Origin of the sequence: Streptomyces nojiriensis (genome assembly GCF_017639205.1) — a bacterium.
Classification (GTDB): domain Bacteria; phylum Actinomycetota; class Actinomycetes; order Streptomycetales; family Streptomycetaceae; genus Streptomyces; species Streptomyces nojiriensis.
The window spans coordinates 1790503-1807999 of record NZ_CP071139.1 but is presented as its reverse complement, the minus strand read 5'-3'; the positions used below and the strand labels follow the sequence as shown (position 1 = coordinate 1807999).

Below are 17497 nucleotides of genomic sequence, written 5' to 3'. Positions count from 1 at the left end.
CTACTCGCCGACGGCGACGTAGCGCCAGACCCGGCCGTCGTCCTCGTCCTCCTCGGCATGGCCGCGGTCCAGGTCCAGGGTGACGCCGGCGCCGCCCAGGACCTCCTGCAGGCGCTCGCGCAGCGGCCCGCCGAGGTAGTTGTGGTGCAGGTCCAGCTTCTTGAGGTGCGTCAGGGGCTGGCCGGAGAGCAGCGCGGCGCCGCCCTGGTCGGTGAGGACGCCCATCGACAGGTCGAAGGTCTCCAGGCGGGCGACGACGGGAGCGGACGCGACGGCGGTGGCGATCTCGTCCTGGATGTCGCTGTTGCGCAGGCCCAGGTGACGCAGGCGCGGCAGCCGGTCGCCGTCGAGGATCGGCGCCAGGTCGGTGATCGCCGCATCCCCGCCGTACTCGCTCGTGCCGAGCCACAGGTCGAGGTGGACCAGGGCGGGCAGGTCACTGGCGGCGACGCCGCGGACGGCCTCGGCGGGCATGCCGCCGGTCTCGACGGTCAGGGAGCGCAACGTGTGGTGCGTGACGGCGGGGAAGACCAGCCCGGAGCCGCCGCGCACGCCGAACTCCTCCAGCTCCGGGAAGCCGTCGAGGAGCGGGCCGACGTCGCTCTGGTTGATCCAGGAGATCTCGCACTGCTCGGACTCCATGTCCCCGAGGAACAGGCCCCGCAGGGCGGGCAGGCGGGGGCGTGCGTCGAGGAGGGCGCCGATGATCTCCTCGGGCCCGCTCTCGTAGGCCTCCTCCCAGGAGCCGACCACGATCGCGCGGACCAGCGTGGTGTCGACCGCGGCGGCGAACCGGGCGAACGCCTCGGTCCAGCTCTCCTCGCTGTCGTAGCTGTCGCAGGAGATCCGCCACGCGACGGCGTCCGCCGCGGGCAGGGGGGTCGTGTCCGTGTCCCCCGGGCTCGGGAAATCGAAGACGGGCAGCCCGCACGATTCCTTCAGGTGTCTGGGGTAACTCATGGGGTGCCCGCCGTTCCTCGCCTGTCGCGTCCGATGTGCTGCAAGTTGTACCAAGGGGCACCGACAGGGGCAGCGGCAGGGCGGGGTGTGGGGTGGGCGAGGGCCGGGGGGAAGGCCGTTGTCAGACCTGCCCCCTACCTTCGGAGGAGAACGCGGCGCACCGGGCGGCGCGGGGGGAAGGGGACACCCATGTACCGGCAGGGGGACGTGCTCATCGTGCCGCTCGACGAGTCGGCGGTGCCGCCGCACGCGGCCGACGCGGACCAGGAGCCGCGGGACGGGCGGGGCCGGATGGTCCTCGCCCTGGGCGAGGTCACCGGGCACGCCCACGCCGTGCTCGGGCCCGGGCGGCTCGTCCGCGAACCGGGAGCCTTCGGCCCGCTGCTGCTGCACCTCCCGGACGGCGGGCGGGTGGTGCACGAGGAGCACGCCGCGATACCGCTGCCCAAGGGCTGGTACCGGGTCGTGCGGCAGCGGGAGTACATACCCGGATCCGTACGGATCGTGGCGGACTGACAGCGTGTCGGACAGTGGGGGAACGGGGATCGTGGTGAGGGACATCGACGTGTGGCGGGGGGCCGCGGCGGCCACCGGGCCGGCCGATCGGGCGGCCGCGGAGGCCGGTGTGCGGCTCGCGTACCGGGCCGCGGGCCTGGTGGAGCCGGAGCGGATCGTCTGGGCGGACTCGCCCCGGGAGGCGGTGCGCCTGCTCGGCGGGGACGACGGGCCGTACGGGCCGGCCGCGCGCGGGCGCGGCGTACGGGAGACGGTGCGCAGCGCGCCGTGGGCGGCCGAGCGGGACCGGGTGCAGCGACGGCTCGGCCCGCAGGGCTGGGGACGGCACTGGAGCGCGACGGGCGGCCGCCTGTGGGAGAACACGGAACGCCTGGCGGAGCGGATCCGCATCGGTCTCGTCGACGAGTTGACGGCCGGGGCCGCCGCCCCTGCGGCCGAGGAGCGGTCGCTGCGCCTGCTGCTCCTGGACGCGGTGCTCGGGCAGCACGACGCGGCCTGGCTGTGTGCCTTCGACACGGGGGAGGGCGCGCCCCTGCACGGACTGGGTGTCCTGGCCCGCTCGGCCGGCTGGTGGTGGCCCTACGAACGGCTGGCCGTGCTGTGCGAGCGCCCGGTGGAGCTGCACCGCGACGAGGCGGGCAGGCTGGACCGCGGGGACGGTCCGGCGCTGGCGTTCCCCGACGGGTTCGCGCTCCACGCGTGGCGGGGCATGCCCGTCCCGGCCGAGTTCCTGGCGGGACTGGCCACCCTGACGCCGGAGCGGATCCGGGAAGAGGAGAACGCCGAACTCCGGCGGGTGATGCTGGAGTTCTACGGGTACGACCGCTATCTGCGGGAGTCGGGGGCCGACCCCGTGCACCGGGACGAGACGGGGATCCTGTGGCGCATACCCATGCCGGACGACGAGGCCGTCGTGATGGTGGAGGTCGTCAACTCGACGCCGGAGCCCGACGGCACCAGCCGCACCTACTGGCTGCGGGTACCGCCGACGACGCGGACGGCCCGTCAGGGCGTGGCCTGGACGTTCGGCCTCGGACCCGAGGCGTACGCACCGCTCCGGGAGACGTGACCGGCACCTCACCGAACGTGACGTGCAGTCAAAAAGGCTTTCGTCGCCGGAAATCCGGGTGTGCGAGGCTAGGGAAATGACGTTCGAATTCGAAGAGGAGTGGACGCGGGAGAAGGGGGAGGTGGCGATGCGCCTCGCCTCCGCCGGACCGTCGTCCGCACCGACTCCCCAACCCGGTCCGTCCCCGTCCGCGGGCAAGCCGGACCTCGGCCTCGCCGCGGGTCCCGTGCACTCCAAGGCGTCCGGCATCCGTACGGCGAACGCCGAGGCCCGGGGCAAGTCCACGCTCGACGACGCCGAAGCCGTCGGCAAGAGCCACTCCGGATGGGTGGCCGGTCCGGCCAGCAACGACTGCGTGGCCGGCTGGCAGCGCCGGCTGCGGGAGCTCGCGGACCTCGTCGACGACGCGGCCGACGCCCTGACCACGGGAGCGAACGGCATCACCGCCGAGGACCAGGCGATAGCCGACCGGCTGCGCGCGGCCGGCGGCGTATTGGAGGACGCCTGATGGTCTCCGTACCCGAACTGAAGCAGGCCGACCCGCAGAAGTGGCGTACCGCGGCCGACGACGCGGTGGCCGTGGCGAAGCAGTGCGACGGCCTCGCCTCGTACGCGCGTGAAGACGTCGCCCGGACGGTCGACCGGTGCTGGACCGGCGAGGCCGGGCGCGCCGCCACGGAGCGGTTCGTGAAGCACGCCGACGACTACGAGACGTCCGGGCTGGCCCTGCGCGCGATGGCCAAGGTCTACGACGACCTGGCCGAGGCGATCACAGGCGCGCAGCGGGACCTGAACAGCGCCCTGGACTACGCCCGTACCCGCGACCTGAAGGTCGACGACAGCGGCCGGGTCCAGTTGTCCCACCCCGTCATGGTGCCCGCGGGCAGCACCGAGCACCTCGAACCGGTCAACCACGCACAGGGGATCATCGGCGACGCCCTGCGGAAGGCCACCCAGGCCGACGTGGACGCGGCGCGCGCCCTGCGCACGATCGAGGGCCTGACCGCCGTCTCCGACCCGGCGCTGGCCAAGGAGGCCCTGACCCCCGGCTCCCCGCTCGCCGTGGCCCTGGCCCTGTCGGGCGGTACCGACGGCCTGCACCCGATCAACGTCTCCCCGGCGCAGTTCGCCGCGGTGAACCGGGCGGCTGCCGAGACGGGCATCAGCCGGAAGCTGCTGCTGGCCATCCTGTGGCAGGAGCAGCAGTGGTACCAGAACTTCAGCCCCGGCCTGACCGGCCCGCTGGCCCAGGTGGGACGGATCTTCGACTGGACGTTGCAGCAGTCCGTCAAGCCCGACAAGTCCCTCGGCATCACGCACATGAAGCCGGACACCGCGCGCGAGGTGATGAGGCAGAACCAGCGGGCGTTCACCCTTTCCGACGGGACGTTCCTCGGGGATCTCGGTGACGCGGAACTCACCAAGTACATAGAGGAGAATCCCGACGAGAACATCCGCATGAGCGCCTACCACCTCCAGGGCCTGCAGGACAATCCGTACGGCGCGAGGACCGACAAGCAGCTCTTCACCCTGTACGCGGCGGACACCCCGGAGGTCCGGGAGCTGAACGAGCAGTACGGCGACGAGTCGGGCAGCCGGGGCGGCGACATCAAGACCCGGGGAGGGAACTGGGACAAGGTGGAGCCGCACCTGGACGACGCGATGGCCTGGTACGCGCTGACGGACGAGCAGCGGGCCACCGCCGTGCGACAGCTCGAATCGCAGACCCCGGCCGGCCACCACGTCTCCATCGACCCGATCTACCATGAGGGCGGAGGGCCGCACACCGGGACGGGAACCGGTCCCGCGGAGCCGGGCACCCCCTCCCCGAGCCCGGGACCGGCACCCAGGCCGCCGAGGAGCAACTGAACACATGCGCACAGGGAAGTCCATGCCGCTCCTGCTGGGGCTGCTGCTGACGCTGACCGGATGCGGTCTCGTCGGGGGCGACCGGGGGCCCAAGCCGTTGACACCGATGCCGGGCGAGGTGCCGACCGGACCCGAGTACGCGTCGGTCGACGACGTGGTTGCCGCGCTGGCGAAGGGCGGGTTCGACTGCAAGGTGACCTTGCGCAACGAGAACAAGTTCGGCTCGGACGCCACTTGTGAGGTGCAGCACCGCGGAACGACCGTCTCCAACTACATCCAGGTGCTGAGCACGGCCCGGTACAGCCGGGACGAGGTCGGCGATTCGATCGCGACAGGGCGCCGGGCCTACCGGCACACTTTTGTCGCCGCCGGGAACTGGTTCTTCTGGGTGCAGCCCGGGGTCTACGCCCATGACATGGCCGCGGCGCTGCCCGGTTCCGTGGTGCTGGATCCGATCGTGGAGAAGTAGCGGGAGGCCTGACGGTGCGGCGGGCGGGTGAGCGACCCCGGACGGAAGGCCGTCAGAGGTCGACGAAGGGGCGCTCGCCCGGGGACAGGAGCCGGGAGAGGAACAGGCCGATGCCCGCCGAGCCGGTCGCGTAGTCGTGGGCGACCCGGTTGAGCCAGCGGCCGGGGAAGGCGATGCCGTCCTCGTCCTCGACCCTGAACCACAGGAGGGTTCCGGCGATGTCGCGGGCCCTGTCCCGGTACTCCCGCTCGCCGGTGAAGGAGTACATGTCCAGCATGAACTCGCCGATTCCGGCCAGGCCCTCGAAGAGGCCGGGGGCGTAGGAGTACTTGACGAAGGTGTCGTCCGCCACCCGGCGGGCGAGTTCGCCGTACCGCTCGATGCCGAGCAGGGCGTGGAACCGGATCAGCACGCTGCCGACGCCGGCGCCGCCGTGGATCCAGTACGGGTACACGACGGGGTCGTCCTGGACCCGCTGCCACTGCAGGCCGAGACCGCTCTCGGTCGCACGGGCCAGATCGAACTCCAGGGCGCGCACGGCGTACGACCGGAAGCGGGCGTCGCCGGTCAGCAGGTGCAGGTGGAGGAGGAAGAGGGCGATACCGCTCGCCCCGTGGCCGTACCCGTAGTGGAGGCTGTCGTCGTGGGAGGACCGCCAGGAGCAGGTGCCGCCCTCCTGACGGGCGGTCCTGAGCAGGTGTTCCCCCGCCTGCACGGCGCGGTCGAGGTGGACCTGCTTCCCGGTCCTCGTGTGGAAGCGCAGGGAGGCCAGTCCCCACCCGGCGACTCCGAGGAACATGCCCGGTTCGTCGTACAGCAGCGGCGACGCCTGGAGCATCGCCATCACCTCCTCGCCCCGGTCCTCCCAGCCGAGATCGTGGAAGGCCCAGGCGATGCCGGCCAGCCCGACGTACAGCCCGGGCGGATAGGTGTCCGTGCCGAGGCGCTGTCCCAGCATCCAGGAGGCCACCTCGGCGGGCAGGGCGGCGGCGGGCTCGTGGGCGCTCGCCCGGGAACGGAGCAACAGGGCCGGCCCGCAGGCGCCGTAGGCCACGCTGAGCGGGTTCGTCGTGAACACCATGTAGTCGGCCGGCCAGAGGCGGTCGGTGCGCCGCACGTCGTAGGTGCGGAGCAGGGTGTCGGCGATACCGCCGAGGGTGCGCCGCACCTCCGCGTCCGGGTGGGCCGGGGCGCCCCCTTCGGACGCGAGGGTGTCGCTCGTCAAGGGCCGCATGGCGTCACGCGTCCTCCCAGCCGGCGAGCACGGATTTCGCCTCTTCCACCCGGCCTGCGGTCAGGCACGACACGACGGACCTCACCCGGGCGGGCATGCCCAGGGCGACGAGCTCGTCGAGGAAGAGGTCCTGCGCGAGGGGGTTGAGGGCGAAGAACGCGGTGGCGGGCACGACGCTGCTGTAGAGGAGCATGGCGGCGGCGTACCAGTCGTCACAGGGAAGCAGCCTGTCCCGGGAGGCGCGGTCCGGGTGGAGGAACCCGGGGGTGCCCCAGCGCGTCCCGTAGGCCAGCAGCGCCGCCTCGTCGTCCCCGTGGACCGCGCTCTCGAAGTCGATGAACCACATCCGGAGCGTCTCGCTGTCGATCAGGATGTTGTTCGGCGACAGGTCGCCGAGGACCACCCCGCGCGCGTGCACCTGCTCGATCATGCGGATCACGCGGCCGGCGACCTCGCGGAAGCGGGGGACGAACCGTTCCACCCGCCCCTCCCGGCGGATGTACGGCGCGAGGATCACGTCGTCCTGTGCCCAGAAGTCGTGGAACGCGATGCCGTCCACGCGCTCCTCGACCAGGAAGGTGTGCTCCCACTCCCGGAACAGGTCGACGGGCCGCGGAACGAATTCGAGGCCTTCCAGCCGGCGCAGTACGTCGTACTCGTGGCGCAGCATGTCGACCGAGTCGACCGTGCGGTCTCCGGACGTCCAGCAGTTGGTGAGGCGCCGGGCCTCCTTCACGACGACGGGCCCCCGGGTGGCGTCGTCCGTGCCGTGGTAGACACCGCCGGCGTTGGAGAACGCCAGGGCGCCCTCGATGCGGTAGCGGCCGTTGAGGAGGGTGGCGGCAGGTTCCCCGGCGGGGCGTGCCGCGGGATCCTCGGCCGGTTCCTCCGTCGTGTCCTGCGGTGCGGCCTCCGCCGGTTCCTCGGCGAAGGGGTCGCGGACCCAAGGGGGCAGCCGGAAGTACGGCAGCCGCTCGTCGGCCACGTAGGTGCCGTCGGGGGAGACCAGGAAGGTGCTCTGGGTGCCGTCGATGTTGAGCCGCCGCGGTGGCCGGAAGCCCCCGTACCGGTAGAAGAGGACCTTGCTGTCCCGGTAGCGGCGGTCCGACAGGACGTACGGGCCCTCGACCGCCTCGCCGGCCGTTCGCCGGTGCAGGGTCTCGATCAGCGTGACGAAGACGTCCTCGTCGGGCGGATAGACCGTCATGAACTTGCCGGAGAAGCCGCGCTCCTGGGTCTTCGAGTTGATCACGCCCAACATCACCGGGTCGGCGGCGGCCTTGAATTCGACGCCGCTCTCCACGCACACGGGGACGACGAGGTCGAACAGCCGCTCGGCGTGCGCGGGGGCGGAGGAGACGTGGATCTTGAAGCCCTGGGTGGGCGGCAGGGCCGTCCGCCGGGAGCCGCCCGCCGCACCCGCCACGATCCGGGCGTGCAGCCACACGTCACCGCGTTCCAGGGCCCAGGTGTCCGGCAGCAGCCGCTGCAGGGCGTCGCGGTACTGCGGGGTGATGGCCCGGCGGGAGTTCCAGGTTCGCCCTCGCCCTCACCGCTCCGGGCGAGGCGGCTTTCGTCCTGCCTTGCCTGGCCATGGGTTCCTCCTCCAGTTCGACGGAAGGCGTGCTGCCAGATAAACGGCGTCCCCGGTGCGCTGCCTGCGGGTGGATCCGCCCGACCCCCTCCGCGCGCCGCTCCTGACGAACCCGACCTGCGCAAACTCCCGCCCCGCCGCCCCACGGGTGACGTACTCCGATCGGGTGAGTCCGCAACGTCCACCGACCTGAGCCACTGCGGTGCTTCTGCCTCAGACCCGAGAGTCGTGTTGTATGTCCAGATTTGTGGCTCTTTCGTGAGTGAAGCAGAACACTCTCCGCAATGCATTGCGCATGGGTTTCGGGAGTCGGGGCAGGCGGGCGGACCACGTCGGTCTCACCGACAGGGGGACTCACAGGAACGAAAGGCAATACGTACCGTGACGGCAGCACAGCAGACCATCCACGTGGGCGGAGAGTGGCGCGCAGCCCTGTCCGGGGCCACGCGCGAGATCATCGACCCCGTCGACGCCACCCCCTTCGAGGTCGTGGCGGAGGGCGGTGTCCTGGACACCGAGGACGCCGTGGCCGCGGCGCGAGCTGCGTTCGACTTCGGCGCCTGGCCGCGCACGCCCGCCGCCGAGCGGGCCGCCCTGCTGCGCCGGGTCGCCGCACTGCTGGAGCGCGACCGCGAGCGGATCGGCGCCCTGGAGAGCCGGGACGCGGGCAAGACGCTGGAGGAAGGCCGCGTCGACGTCGACTGCGTCCGCGACGCCTTCCGCTACTTCGCCGACCTCGTGGAGAACGAGAACGGCGGTGGACGGGCCGTCGACGCCGGCTCGGACGAGATCCGCAGCGTCGTCGTGCACGAGCCGGTCGGCGTGTGCGCACTGATCACGCCGTGGAACTACCCGCTGCTCCAGGCCAGCTGGAAGATCGCGCCCGCGCTCGCCGCTGGCAACACCTTCGTGATCAAGCCCAGCGAGATCACCCCCCTGACCACCGTCGTGCTGATTGAACTGCTCCTGGAGGCCGGCCTTCCGCTCGGTGCGGCCAACGTCGTCACCGGTCCCGGCGACACCGTCGGCGCCCGGCTCGCCGAGCACCCCGATGTCGACCTCGTCTCGTTCACGGGCGGTCTCGTCAGCGGCACCAAGGTCGCCCGGTCGGCAGCCGACAGCGTCAAGAAGGTCGCACTCGAACTGGGCGGAAAGAACCCCAACGTCGTCTTCGCCGACGCCTGTTCCACGCCCGAAGACTTCGACACCGCCGTCGACCAGGCGCTCAACGCCGCCTTCATCCACAGCGGTCAGGTCTGCTCCGCCGGCTCCCGCCTCATCATCGAGGAGCCGCTGCGCGACCGTTTCGTCGCCGAGCTCTCCCGCCGCGCCGAACTGATCCGGCTGGGACGGGGCACCGACGCGGGTGTCGAGTGCGGCCCACTCGTCTCCGCGGCCCAGCTGGCACGGACCGAGGCGTACGTGGCCTCCGCCCTCGCCGAGGGCGCGGTCCTGCGCGCGGGCGGCGGGAGGCCGGCCGGCCCCGGCTACTTCTTCCGGCCCACGGTCCTCGACCGGTGCCACCGCGGCATGCGCGTCGTCCGCGAAGAGGTCTTCGGCCCCGTCCTCACCGTGGAGACCTTCCGCACGGAGGAAGAGGCCGTCGCCCTCGCCAACGACACCGAGTACGGCCTCGCCGGAGCGGTGTGGACCTCCGACGAAAGCCGGGCCCGGCGCGTCGCCGGCCTGCTGCGGCACGGCACCGTCTGGATCAACGACTTCCACCCCTACCTGCCGCAGGCGGAATGGGGCGGCTTCGGGAAGTCCGGCATCGGCCGCGAACTGGGCCCCGGCGGTCTCGCCGAATACCGCGAGGCCAAGCACATCTACCAGAACCTCGCCCCGCGCCCCGTGCGCTGGTTCGCGGGTGCGACGGCGAAGGGCTGAACATGAACGACCAGCACATGTACGACTACGTCGTCGTCGGCGGCGGCACCGCCGGATCCGTCATCGCGTCCCGGCTGACCGAGGACCCCGACGTCAGCGTCGCCGTCATCGAGGGCGGCCCCAGCGACGTCGGCCGCGACGACGTGCTCACCCTGCGCCGCTGGATGGGCCTGCTCGGCGGTGAGCTCGACTACGACTACCCCACCACCGTGCAGCCCCGGGGCAACTCGCACATCCGCCACAGCCGTGCGCGGGTGCTGGGCGGCTGTTCCTCCCACAACACCCTCATCGCCTTCAAGCCCCTTCCCTCCGACTGGGACGAGTGGGCCGAGGCCGGCGCCGACGGCTGGGACGCGAAGGCCATGGACCCCTACTTCGCCCGGCTGCGCAACAACGTCGTCCCCGTCGGCGAGGCCGACCGGAACGCCATCGCCCGGGACTTCGTCGACGCGGCGCAGACCGCGCTCGGCGTGCCGCGCGTCGAGGGCTTCAACAAGGCCCCCTTCCACGAGGGCGCCGGCTTCTTCGACCTCGCCTACCACCCGGAGACCAACAAGCGCTCCTCCGCCTCCGTCGCGTACCTGCACCCGTTCCTGGACCGGCCGAACCTGCACATCGCCCTGGAGACCTGGGCGTTCCGGCTGGAGCTGGAGGGCACCCGCGCCACCGGCGTGCACATCCGCACCAAGGAGGGCACGGAGCACGTCGTACGCGCCCGGCGCGAGGTCCTGGTGTGCGCCGGGGCCGTGGACACCCCGCGCCTGCTGCTGCACTCCGGAATCGGGCCGCGCGCCGACCTGGAGAAGCTCGGCATCCCCGTCGTGCACGACCTGCCGGGAGTCGGGGAGAACCTGCTCGACCACCCCGAGTCGGTCATCGTGTGGGAGACGCACGGGCCGATCCCGGAGAACTCCGCGATGGACTCCGACGCCGGACTGTTCGTCCGCCGGGACCCCGAGGCCGAGGGCCCGGACCTGATGTTCCACTTCTACCAGATCCCCTTCACCGACCATCCGGAGCGCCTGGGGTACGAACGGCCCGCGCACGGCGTGTCGATGACCCCGAACATCCCCAAGCCGCGCAGCCGCGGCCGGCTCTACCTGACGAGCGCCGACCCCGAGGCCAAGCCCGCCCTCGACTTCCGGTACTTCACCGACGAGGACGACTACGACGGCTGGACCCTCGTCGACGGGATCCGCATCGCCCGGCGGATCGCGGCGAGCGAACCGCTGGCCGGCTGGCTCAAGCGCGAGGTGTGCCCGGGCCCCGAGGTGACCTCCGACGAGGAACTCGGCGCGTACGCACGCCAGGTCGCCCACACCGTCTACCATCCCGCCGGCACCTGCCGGATGGGGGCCGCCGACGACGAACTCGCCGTCGTCGCACCCGATCTGAGGATCCGGGGCCTCGACGGCATCCGGATAGCCGACGCGTCCGTCTTCCCCACCATGACCGCCGTCAACCCCATGATCGGCGTGCTCATGGTCGGCGAGAAATGCGCCGACCTGCTGGGAGGTACCACCCGATGAACACCCCGCCGCACACCACCCCGCCGCACACCACGACGCCGGACACCGCGACCGGGCCGCAGCCCTCCGCGGAACCGGAACCCGTCTTCTCCGTACGCGGCCTGTGGAAGGTCTTCGGTCCGAAAGCGGACCGCGTGCCCGCCGACAAGGAGCTCGGGGCCCTCGGCGCCGCCGAGCTGCGCGAGCGCACCGGCTGCACCGCCGCCGTCCGCGACGTCTCCTTCGACGTCCGCAAGGGCGAGGTCTTCGTCGTCATGGGCCTGTCGGGCTCGGGCAAGTCCACGCTCGTACGCTGCCTCACCCGGCTCGTCGAACCGACCTCGGGCACGATCTCCATCGACGGCGAGGACGTGCTGTCCATGGACACCGGCCGGCTGCGCGAGCTGCGCCGGCACCGGGCGGCCATGGTCTTCCAGCACTTCGGGCTGCTCCCGCACCGGACGGTGCTCGACAACATCGCCTACGGGCTGGAGATCCAGGGCGTGGGGCGCGGCGAACGGCGCGACCGGGCGGCCGAGTTCGTCACCAAGGTCGGCCTGGACGGCCTGGAGCACCGCAGGCCGGGCCAGTTGTCCGGCGGCCAGCAGCAGCGCGTGGGCCTGGCCCGCGCACTCGCCGTGGATCCCGAGGTCCTGCTGTTCGACGAGCCGTTCAGCGCGCTGGACCCGCTCATCCGCCGGGACATGCAGGAGGAGGTCGTACGCCTGCACCAGGAGGAGGGACGCACGATGGTCTTCATCACGCACGACCTGAACGAGGCACTGAAGCTGGGCGACCGCATCGCGCTGATGCGCGACGGCCGGATCGTGCAGCTCGGCACGCCGGAGGAGATCGTCGGCGCCCCCGCCGACGACTACGTCAGGGACTTCGTCCGCGACGTGCCGCGCGAGCAGGTGCTGACCGTCCGCTCGGCGATGCGCCCCGCACTCATCGGCGAGTCCCAGGCCGGTCCGGCACTCGTCCCGAGCGCCACCGTCCACGAGGCCATCGAGGCCGTCGCCCGTACCGGCGAGAACGCGCGGGTCGTCGAGGACGGCAGGTGCCTCGGCGTCGTCGACCGCGCGGGACTCCTCGGTGTCGTCGCCGGGATACCGGCCGGGACGGGAAAGGCGGTGGCCTGATGTACGGCCATACGACCTGGCCGCCGCCGTGCGGCACGACCGGTGCCGGGCGGTGGGACCGATGACCGCCACGGCCACCCCCGCCCCGCCGGGCTCCAAGACCACGGCTCCGACCACGACCACGCCCCCCACCGACGACGGACCCGGTGCGCTGCGCTCGCTCGCGCGCCACCGCGGTCGGCTCATCGGCGTCTGCGCGGTGCTCGCGCTCGTCGCCGGCTGGGTACTCCTGGGCGCCGGGAACTGGCCGGCGCCGCTCTCCGTCGACCTGTCGGGACCGCTCGAGCGCACCAGTGACTGGATCATCGACAACCGCGACGGCCACCCGCTCTTCCTCTACTTCTTCGGGCACGTCAGCAACATCGTGGTGCTGTCCGTCCGTGCCGTGTACCTGGTGCTGCTCGCGCTCGGCTGGGCCGGCGTCACCGCCGCCGCCGCTCTGCTCGCCTGGCGGGCGGCGGGAGTCCGGCTCGCGCTGACCTCCCTCGCCGCCTTCTCCGTGTGCGGACTGCTCGGCATGTGGGTGCCCGCCATGCAGACGCTCGCCCTGATGGTGGTCGCCGTCGCCGCGTCCGTGCTGCTCGGCGGCCTCCTCGGGCTGGCCGCCGGCCTGTCGGACCGCATGCACCGGATCCTGCGGCCCGTGCTGGACACCATGCAGGTGCTGCCGGCCTTCGCGTACCTCCTGCCCGTCGTCCTCGTCTTCGGCATCGGCGTGCCCGCCGCCGTCCTCGCGACCGTCGTCTACGCGGCCCCGCCCATGGCCCGCCTCACCGCGCTCGGGCTGCGCGACGCGGACGCCGGGGTCGTGGAGGCCGCCACCTCCCTCGGCGCCACCGGCAGGCAGCTGCTGCTGACGGCCCGGCTGCCGCTGGCCCGCAAGGAGCTGCTGCTCGGTGTCAACCAGTCGATCATGATGGCGCTGGGGATGGCCGTGATCGCGTCCGTCATCGGCGCGGGCGGTCTCGGTGACCGCGTCTACCAGGCACTGGCCTCCGTCGACGTCGGCGCCGCGCTCGCCGCCGGTGTGCCGATCGTGCTGCTCGCCATCACCCTGGACCGGGTCACCGCCGCGGCGGGCGAGCGGATCGGCGAGGCCCCGGCCGACCGGTCCGGGCTCCGCTGGGCCCTTGCGGCCCTGGTCACCGCCGCCGTCGCCGTCGGAGCCCGCCTGCTCGACCTGCTCTCCTGGCCCGACGCGTGGACCGTGGACATCGCCGGGCCCGTCAACGGAACGGTCGACTGGATGACCGCCCACCTCTACTCCGGCGTGCCCCTCGTCGGCGGCACCGCGGACTGGGCGGGGCACTTCACCACATGGGTCCTGGGCCCCCTGCGCGACGGACTGCAGTGGCTGCCCTGGTGGACGGTGCTGCTGACCGTCGGCGTGCTCGCCCTGCTCATCGGCACCTGGCGCACCGCCGCGACCGCCGTCCTGGCGATGGCCGCGATCGGCGTCCTCGGCGTCTGGGACCCGGCGCTCGACACGCTGTCCCAGGTCCTGGCCGCCGTCACCGTGACCCTGCTGACCGGCTTCGCCCTCGGTGTCGCCGCGGCCCGCAGCACCCGCCTGGGGCGGGCCCTGCGTCCGGTGCTCGACGTCTTCCAGACGATGCCGCAGTTCGTGTACCTGATCCCCGTCGTCGCCCTCTTCGGTGTCGGCCGCGCCCCGGCCGCCGCGGCCGCCGTGGTCTACGCGCTGCCCGCGGTGGTGCGGATCACGGCCCAGGGCGTGCGCGCGGTGGACCCGGCCGCGCTGGAGTCCGCGCGCTCGATGGGCGCGACCGGGTGGCAGCAACTGCTCCAGGTCCAACTGCCGCTGGCGCGGCCCGCGTTGCTGCTGGCCGTCAACCAGGGCGTGGTGCTGGTCCTCGCCGTGGTCGTCATCGGCGGCCTCGTGGGCGGCGGGGCGCTCGGCTACGACGCGGTCTTCGGTCTCGCCCAGGGCGACCTCGCGACCGGTCTGGTCGCCGGCGCGGCGATCGTCTGCCTCGGCCTGATGCTCGACCGCGTCACCCAGCCGACCGGCCGCCGCGACCCCACCGGAAAGGGGGCCTGAGATGGCTCGCACCACACGCACCGCACGCAACACTGGCTCCGCCGCGCTCGCGGCGGCCGCCGCCCTCGCCCTGACGGCCCTCACGGGCTGCGGCGCCGCCGACATGACCCGCCAGGCCTCCCCGTACGCCGACGCGAAGGGCTCCCGCACGGTGACGCTGTCCGTGCAGTCGTGGGTGGGCGCGCAGGCCAACGTCGCCGTCGCCCAGTACCTGCTGGAGCACGAGCTCGGCTACCGGGTGGACACCGTCCAGATCGACGAGGTACCCGCCTGGGACGCGCTCAGCCAGGGCCGGGTGGACGCCATCCTGGAGGACTGGGGCCACCCCGAGCAGGAGAAGCGGTACATCGACGACAAGGCGACGATCGAACGGGGCGGCGACCTCGGAGTGACCGGCCACATCGGCTGGTTCGTCCCGACGTACTTCGCCGAGGAACACCCGGACGTCACCGACTGGAAGAACCTCGACAAGTACGCCGCCGAGTTCCGCACCGCGGAGAGCGGCGGCAAGGGCCAGCTGCTGGACGGCTCCCCGTCCTACGTGACGAACGACAAGGCACTCGTGAAGAACCTGGACCTCGACTACCAGGTCGTTTTCGCCGGATCGGAGGCGGCCCAGATCACGCAGATCAGGCAGTTCGCCAAGGAGAAGAAGCCGTTCCTCAGCTACTGGTACAAGCCCCAGTGGCTGTTCGAGAAGGTCCCGATGACGGAGGTGGAGCTGCCCGCCTACGAGGAGGGCTGCGACGCCGACCCGCGGAAGGTGGCCTGCGCCTACCCGCACACGCCGCTGCAGAAGTTCCTCAACGCCCGCTTCGCGTCCGGCGGAGGCGACGCCGCCGCCTTCCTGAAGAAGTTCCGGTGGACGACCGAGATGCAGAACGACGTCGCCCTGATGATCGCCGAGGAGAAGCTGACACCCCGGGAAGCGGCGGCCCGCTGGGCGAAACAGAACGAAGCCACCTGGCGCGCCTGGCTCCCGTCCTGACGCGGGTCGCCCGCGCCCCGCTCGGGGACGATACTGAAGGTCACGGTGCGTGGAGGCGACATGCGTGAACCGGAGCATCGCGGCCCGGGGCCGGCCTCGGCCTCCGTCAGCGGCACGGCAGCGGTCGTCCTGGACTGCGACGGCCTGGTCATCGCCCGTTCGGAGCGGGCCGCGACGCTGCTGGAATGCCCGCCGGGCGAGACCTGTGTGCCCTTGCTGGGGATACTGCCGCGCGCCGGGACGGATGCCGGACCGGTCGGGTACCCGATGACCGTTGCGGGTGACGATCACGCGGGTCACAAGGGCCCGCTGGTCTGCACGGTCGTCCGGCTCGCGGCGCACGCGCAGGGCGGTGCGGGCGGTGTCACGCAGTGGCTCGTCCTGATCGCTCCGGCGGAGACGGCGGAGGAGGCCGCCGAGCGCGATGCGCGAAGACGCCGGACGGGGCTCTCCCAGGCCGCCGCGGCGGGCATCGGCACCTCCCTGGACGTGATCGAGCTGGCCGAGACCCTGGTGGATCTGCTCGTCCCCGATTTCGCCGACCTGGCGACCGTGGACATCGCCGAGAACGTGCTGGTGGGCGACGAGCCCCCGCACTTCCGCACCAGCGGCGACGTCCGCCTGCGCCGGACCGCCGCCGCGCAGAGCCCGGAGATATCCGCCGAGGAGCTGCTGGCGGTGGGAGAGGCGCTTCCTCCGGTGACGGACAGTACGCTGATGCGCCCCCTCATGGAGGGGCTGCCCGTGCTGGTGCCGGACGTCGCCGTCCTGCAGGCCGCGCTCGGCGTGGATCCGAAGGCCGTGCCCTTGTTCGTCCCGAGCGGAGCTCACTCCTCCGTGGCCATGCCGCTCTACGCGCGAGGCCTGATCCTCGGCTGCGTCACGGTCTGGCGCAGTCAGTTGCCTTCCGCGTTCGGCGAGGAGGACGCCGCACTGCTGAAGGACGTCGTCTCCAGGGCCGCACTCGGCGTGGACAACGCGCGCCGCTACACCAAGGAACACCGGTCGGTGGTGACCCTGCAGCGGAGCCTGCTGCCGCGCTCGGCCCTGGACTCCGCCGCCGCCGAAACGGTGGGCGTCTACCAGCCGGCGGGCGGCGGCTCGGGAGTGGGCGGCGACTGGTTCGACGTGATCCCCCTGCCGTCGTTGCGCGTCGCGTTCGTCGTCGGGGACGTCGTGGGCCACGGCCTCGAAGCCACCGCGGCCATGGCGCGCCTGCGGACCGCGGTGCAGACCCTCGCCGACCTCGATCTGGATCCGGGCGAGCTCCTCACCCATCTCGACGACCTGGTGCTCGGGTTCTCCGAGGAGCAGATGTCCGGCGAATCCCACGCGGAGCACGCGGGGCGCTCGGAGCGCTCGGAGCCGGCGGTGCTGGGAGCGACCTGCCTGTACGCCGTCTACGACCCGGTGACGGGACAGTGCGCCGCAGCCGCCGCGGGACATCCGCCGCCCGTCCTCCTGCCGCCGGACGGGGAGCCGGTCTTCCTCCGCGTGACGCCGGGGCCGCCGCTGGGCGTGGGCGGAGTGCCGTTCGAGGTGACGGAGTTCGGCGTGCGGCCCGGCAGCATGCTCGCGTTCTTCACGGACGGACTCGTGGAGAGCCGGGGCGGCGACATCGAGGAGGGGATGGAGAGACTGAGGGGCTCGTTCGCCGGAGCCGACCCGAAGCTGCCGCTCGACGAGCTCAGCCGGGCCGTTTTCGACGGAGTACGCCCTCAGGAGTCCGTCGACGACGCCGCCTTGCTGCTCGCCCGCCTCCACACGCTTGCGCCCGACCAGGTCGCCGAGTGGCAACTCGACGCCGACCTCTCGCTCGTCGCGCGCGCCCGTGAGCTGGTGGTGGGCAAGCTTTCCGAGTGGCAGCTGGACGAACTGGGCTTCGTGACCGAACTCGTCGCCAGCGAGCTCGTCACGAACGCCATCCGCTACGCGGCGGGACCGGTCGGGCTCCGGCTGATCCGCGACCGGGTGCTCGTCTGCGAGGTGTCCGACCCCAGCAGCACCCAGCCACGCCTGCGTCGTGCACGGGAGACGGACGAGGGCGGGCGGGGCCTGTTCCTCGTGGCCCAGCTCACCGACCGCTGGGGCTGCCGGTTCACCGGCACCGGCAAGACCATCTGGACGGAGCAGCCCATCGACAGGACACCCCCCGGGTGATCGGCGGCCCGCGTGCGCGCCTACGGTCCACCCGGTAGCGTC

14 protein-coding genes are annotated in these 17497 nt (G+C 72.3%); 11 read left to right on the top strand and 3 right to left on the bottom strand.

The features are described 5' to 3' along the window. Positions 1-960 (bottom strand): STM4015 family protein, encoded by a 960-nt coding sequence (locus tag JYK04_RS08515; protein WP_189734525.1) that lies wholly within the window; start codon positions 958-960, stop codon positions 1-3. A gap of 189 nt (positions 961-1149) precedes the next feature. Here JYK04_RS08515 and JYK04_RS08510 point away from each other — a divergent pair, with 189 nt between their 5' ends. The 5 genes from JYK04_RS08510 (at position 1150) to JYK04_RS08490 (ending at position 4883) form a co-directional block, all read left to right on the top strand. After that, positions 1150-1476: a hypothetical protein gene (locus tag JYK04_RS08510; RefSeq protein ID WP_189734523.1), complete on the top strand. Its 327-nt coding sequence runs from the start codon at positions 1150-1152 to the stop codon at positions 1474-1476. A gap of 34 nt (positions 1477-1510) precedes the next feature. After that, positions 1511-2545 carry a DUF6745 domain-containing protein gene (locus JYK04_RS08505; RefSeq protein WP_189734786.1) on the top strand — a complete coding sequence of 345 codons (1035 nt, stop codon included), beginning with the start codon at positions 1511-1513 and terminating at the stop codon, positions 2543-2545. Between the two features lie 76 nt (positions 2546-2621). Next, entirely contained in the window at positions 2622-3053 is a 432-nt protein-coding gene (locus JYK04_RS08500; protein ID WP_189734521.1) for a hypothetical protein, read from the top strand. Then, positions 3053-4414 (top strand): hypothetical protein, encoded by a 1362-nt coding sequence (locus JYK04_RS08495; RefSeq protein WP_189734519.1) that lies wholly within the window; start codon positions 3053-3055, stop codon positions 4412-4414. The genes JYK04_RS08500 and JYK04_RS08495 overlap by 1 nt, the downstream gene beginning before the upstream one ends. Before the next feature lie 4 nt (positions 4415-4418). Continuing rightward, positions 4419-4883, top strand: a complete 465-nt coding sequence (locus tag JYK04_RS08490) for a hypothetical protein (RefSeq protein ID WP_229875050.1) — start codon at positions 4419-4421, stop codon at positions 4881-4883. Positions 4884-4935: 52 nt separating this feature from the next. Here JYK04_RS08490 and JYK04_RS08485 read toward each other — a convergent pair whose 3' ends face one another. Next, entirely contained in the window at positions 4936-6117 is a 1182-nt protein-coding gene (locus JYK04_RS08485) for a lanthionine synthetase C family protein (protein WP_189734517.1), read from the bottom strand. A gap of 4 nt (positions 6118-6121) precedes the next feature. After that, positions 6122-7600: a class III lanthionine synthetase LanKC N-terminal domain-containing protein gene (locus JYK04_RS08480; RefSeq protein WP_444545757.1), complete on the bottom strand. Its 1479-nt coding sequence runs from the start codon at positions 7598-7600 to the stop codon at positions 6122-6124. A 492-nt stretch (positions 7601-8092) separates the two neighbouring features. Here JYK04_RS08480 and JYK04_RS08475 point away from each other — a divergent pair, with 492 nt between their 5' ends. From JYK04_RS08475 to JYK04_RS08450, 6 genes are all read left to right on the top strand, one after another. After that, on the top strand, positions 8093-9598 hold the full coding sequence (locus tag JYK04_RS08475) for an aldehyde dehydrogenase family protein (RefSeq protein ID WP_189734513.1): 1506 nt from the start codon (positions 8093-8095) through the stop codon (positions 9596-9598). Between the two features lie 2 nt (positions 9599-9600). Then, positions 9601-11127: a GMC family oxidoreductase gene (locus JYK04_RS08470; protein WP_189734511.1), complete on the top strand. Its 1527-nt coding sequence runs from the start codon at positions 9601-9603 to the stop codon at positions 11125-11127. Next, positions 11124-12248 (top strand): quaternary amine ABC transporter ATP-binding protein, encoded by a 1125-nt coding sequence (locus tag JYK04_RS08465; RefSeq protein ID WP_229875049.1) that lies wholly within the window; start codon positions 11124-11126, stop codon positions 12246-12248. Before JYK04_RS08470 ends, JYK04_RS08465 begins: the two co-directional genes overlap by 4 nt. Positions 12249-12309: 61 nt before the next feature. Next, positions 12310-14307 carry an ABC transporter permease subunit gene (locus tag JYK04_RS08460; RefSeq protein ID WP_189734509.1) on the top strand — a complete coding sequence of 666 codons (1998 nt, stop codon included), beginning with the start codon at positions 12310-12312 and terminating at the stop codon, positions 14305-14307. Position 14308: 1 nt separating this feature from the next. Further along, a complete protein-coding gene (locus JYK04_RS08455) occupies positions 14309-15295 on the top strand; it encodes an ABC transporter substrate-binding protein (protein WP_189734507.1) in 987 nt (328 codons plus the stop codon). A gap of 60 nt (positions 15296-15355) precedes the next feature. After that, positions 15356-17455 carry an ATP-binding SpoIIE family protein phosphatase gene (locus JYK04_RS08450; RefSeq protein WP_189734505.1) on the top strand — a complete coding sequence of 700 codons (2100 nt, stop codon included), beginning with the start codon at positions 15356-15358 and terminating at the stop codon, positions 17453-17455. Positions 17456-17497 lie beyond the last annotated feature (42 nt).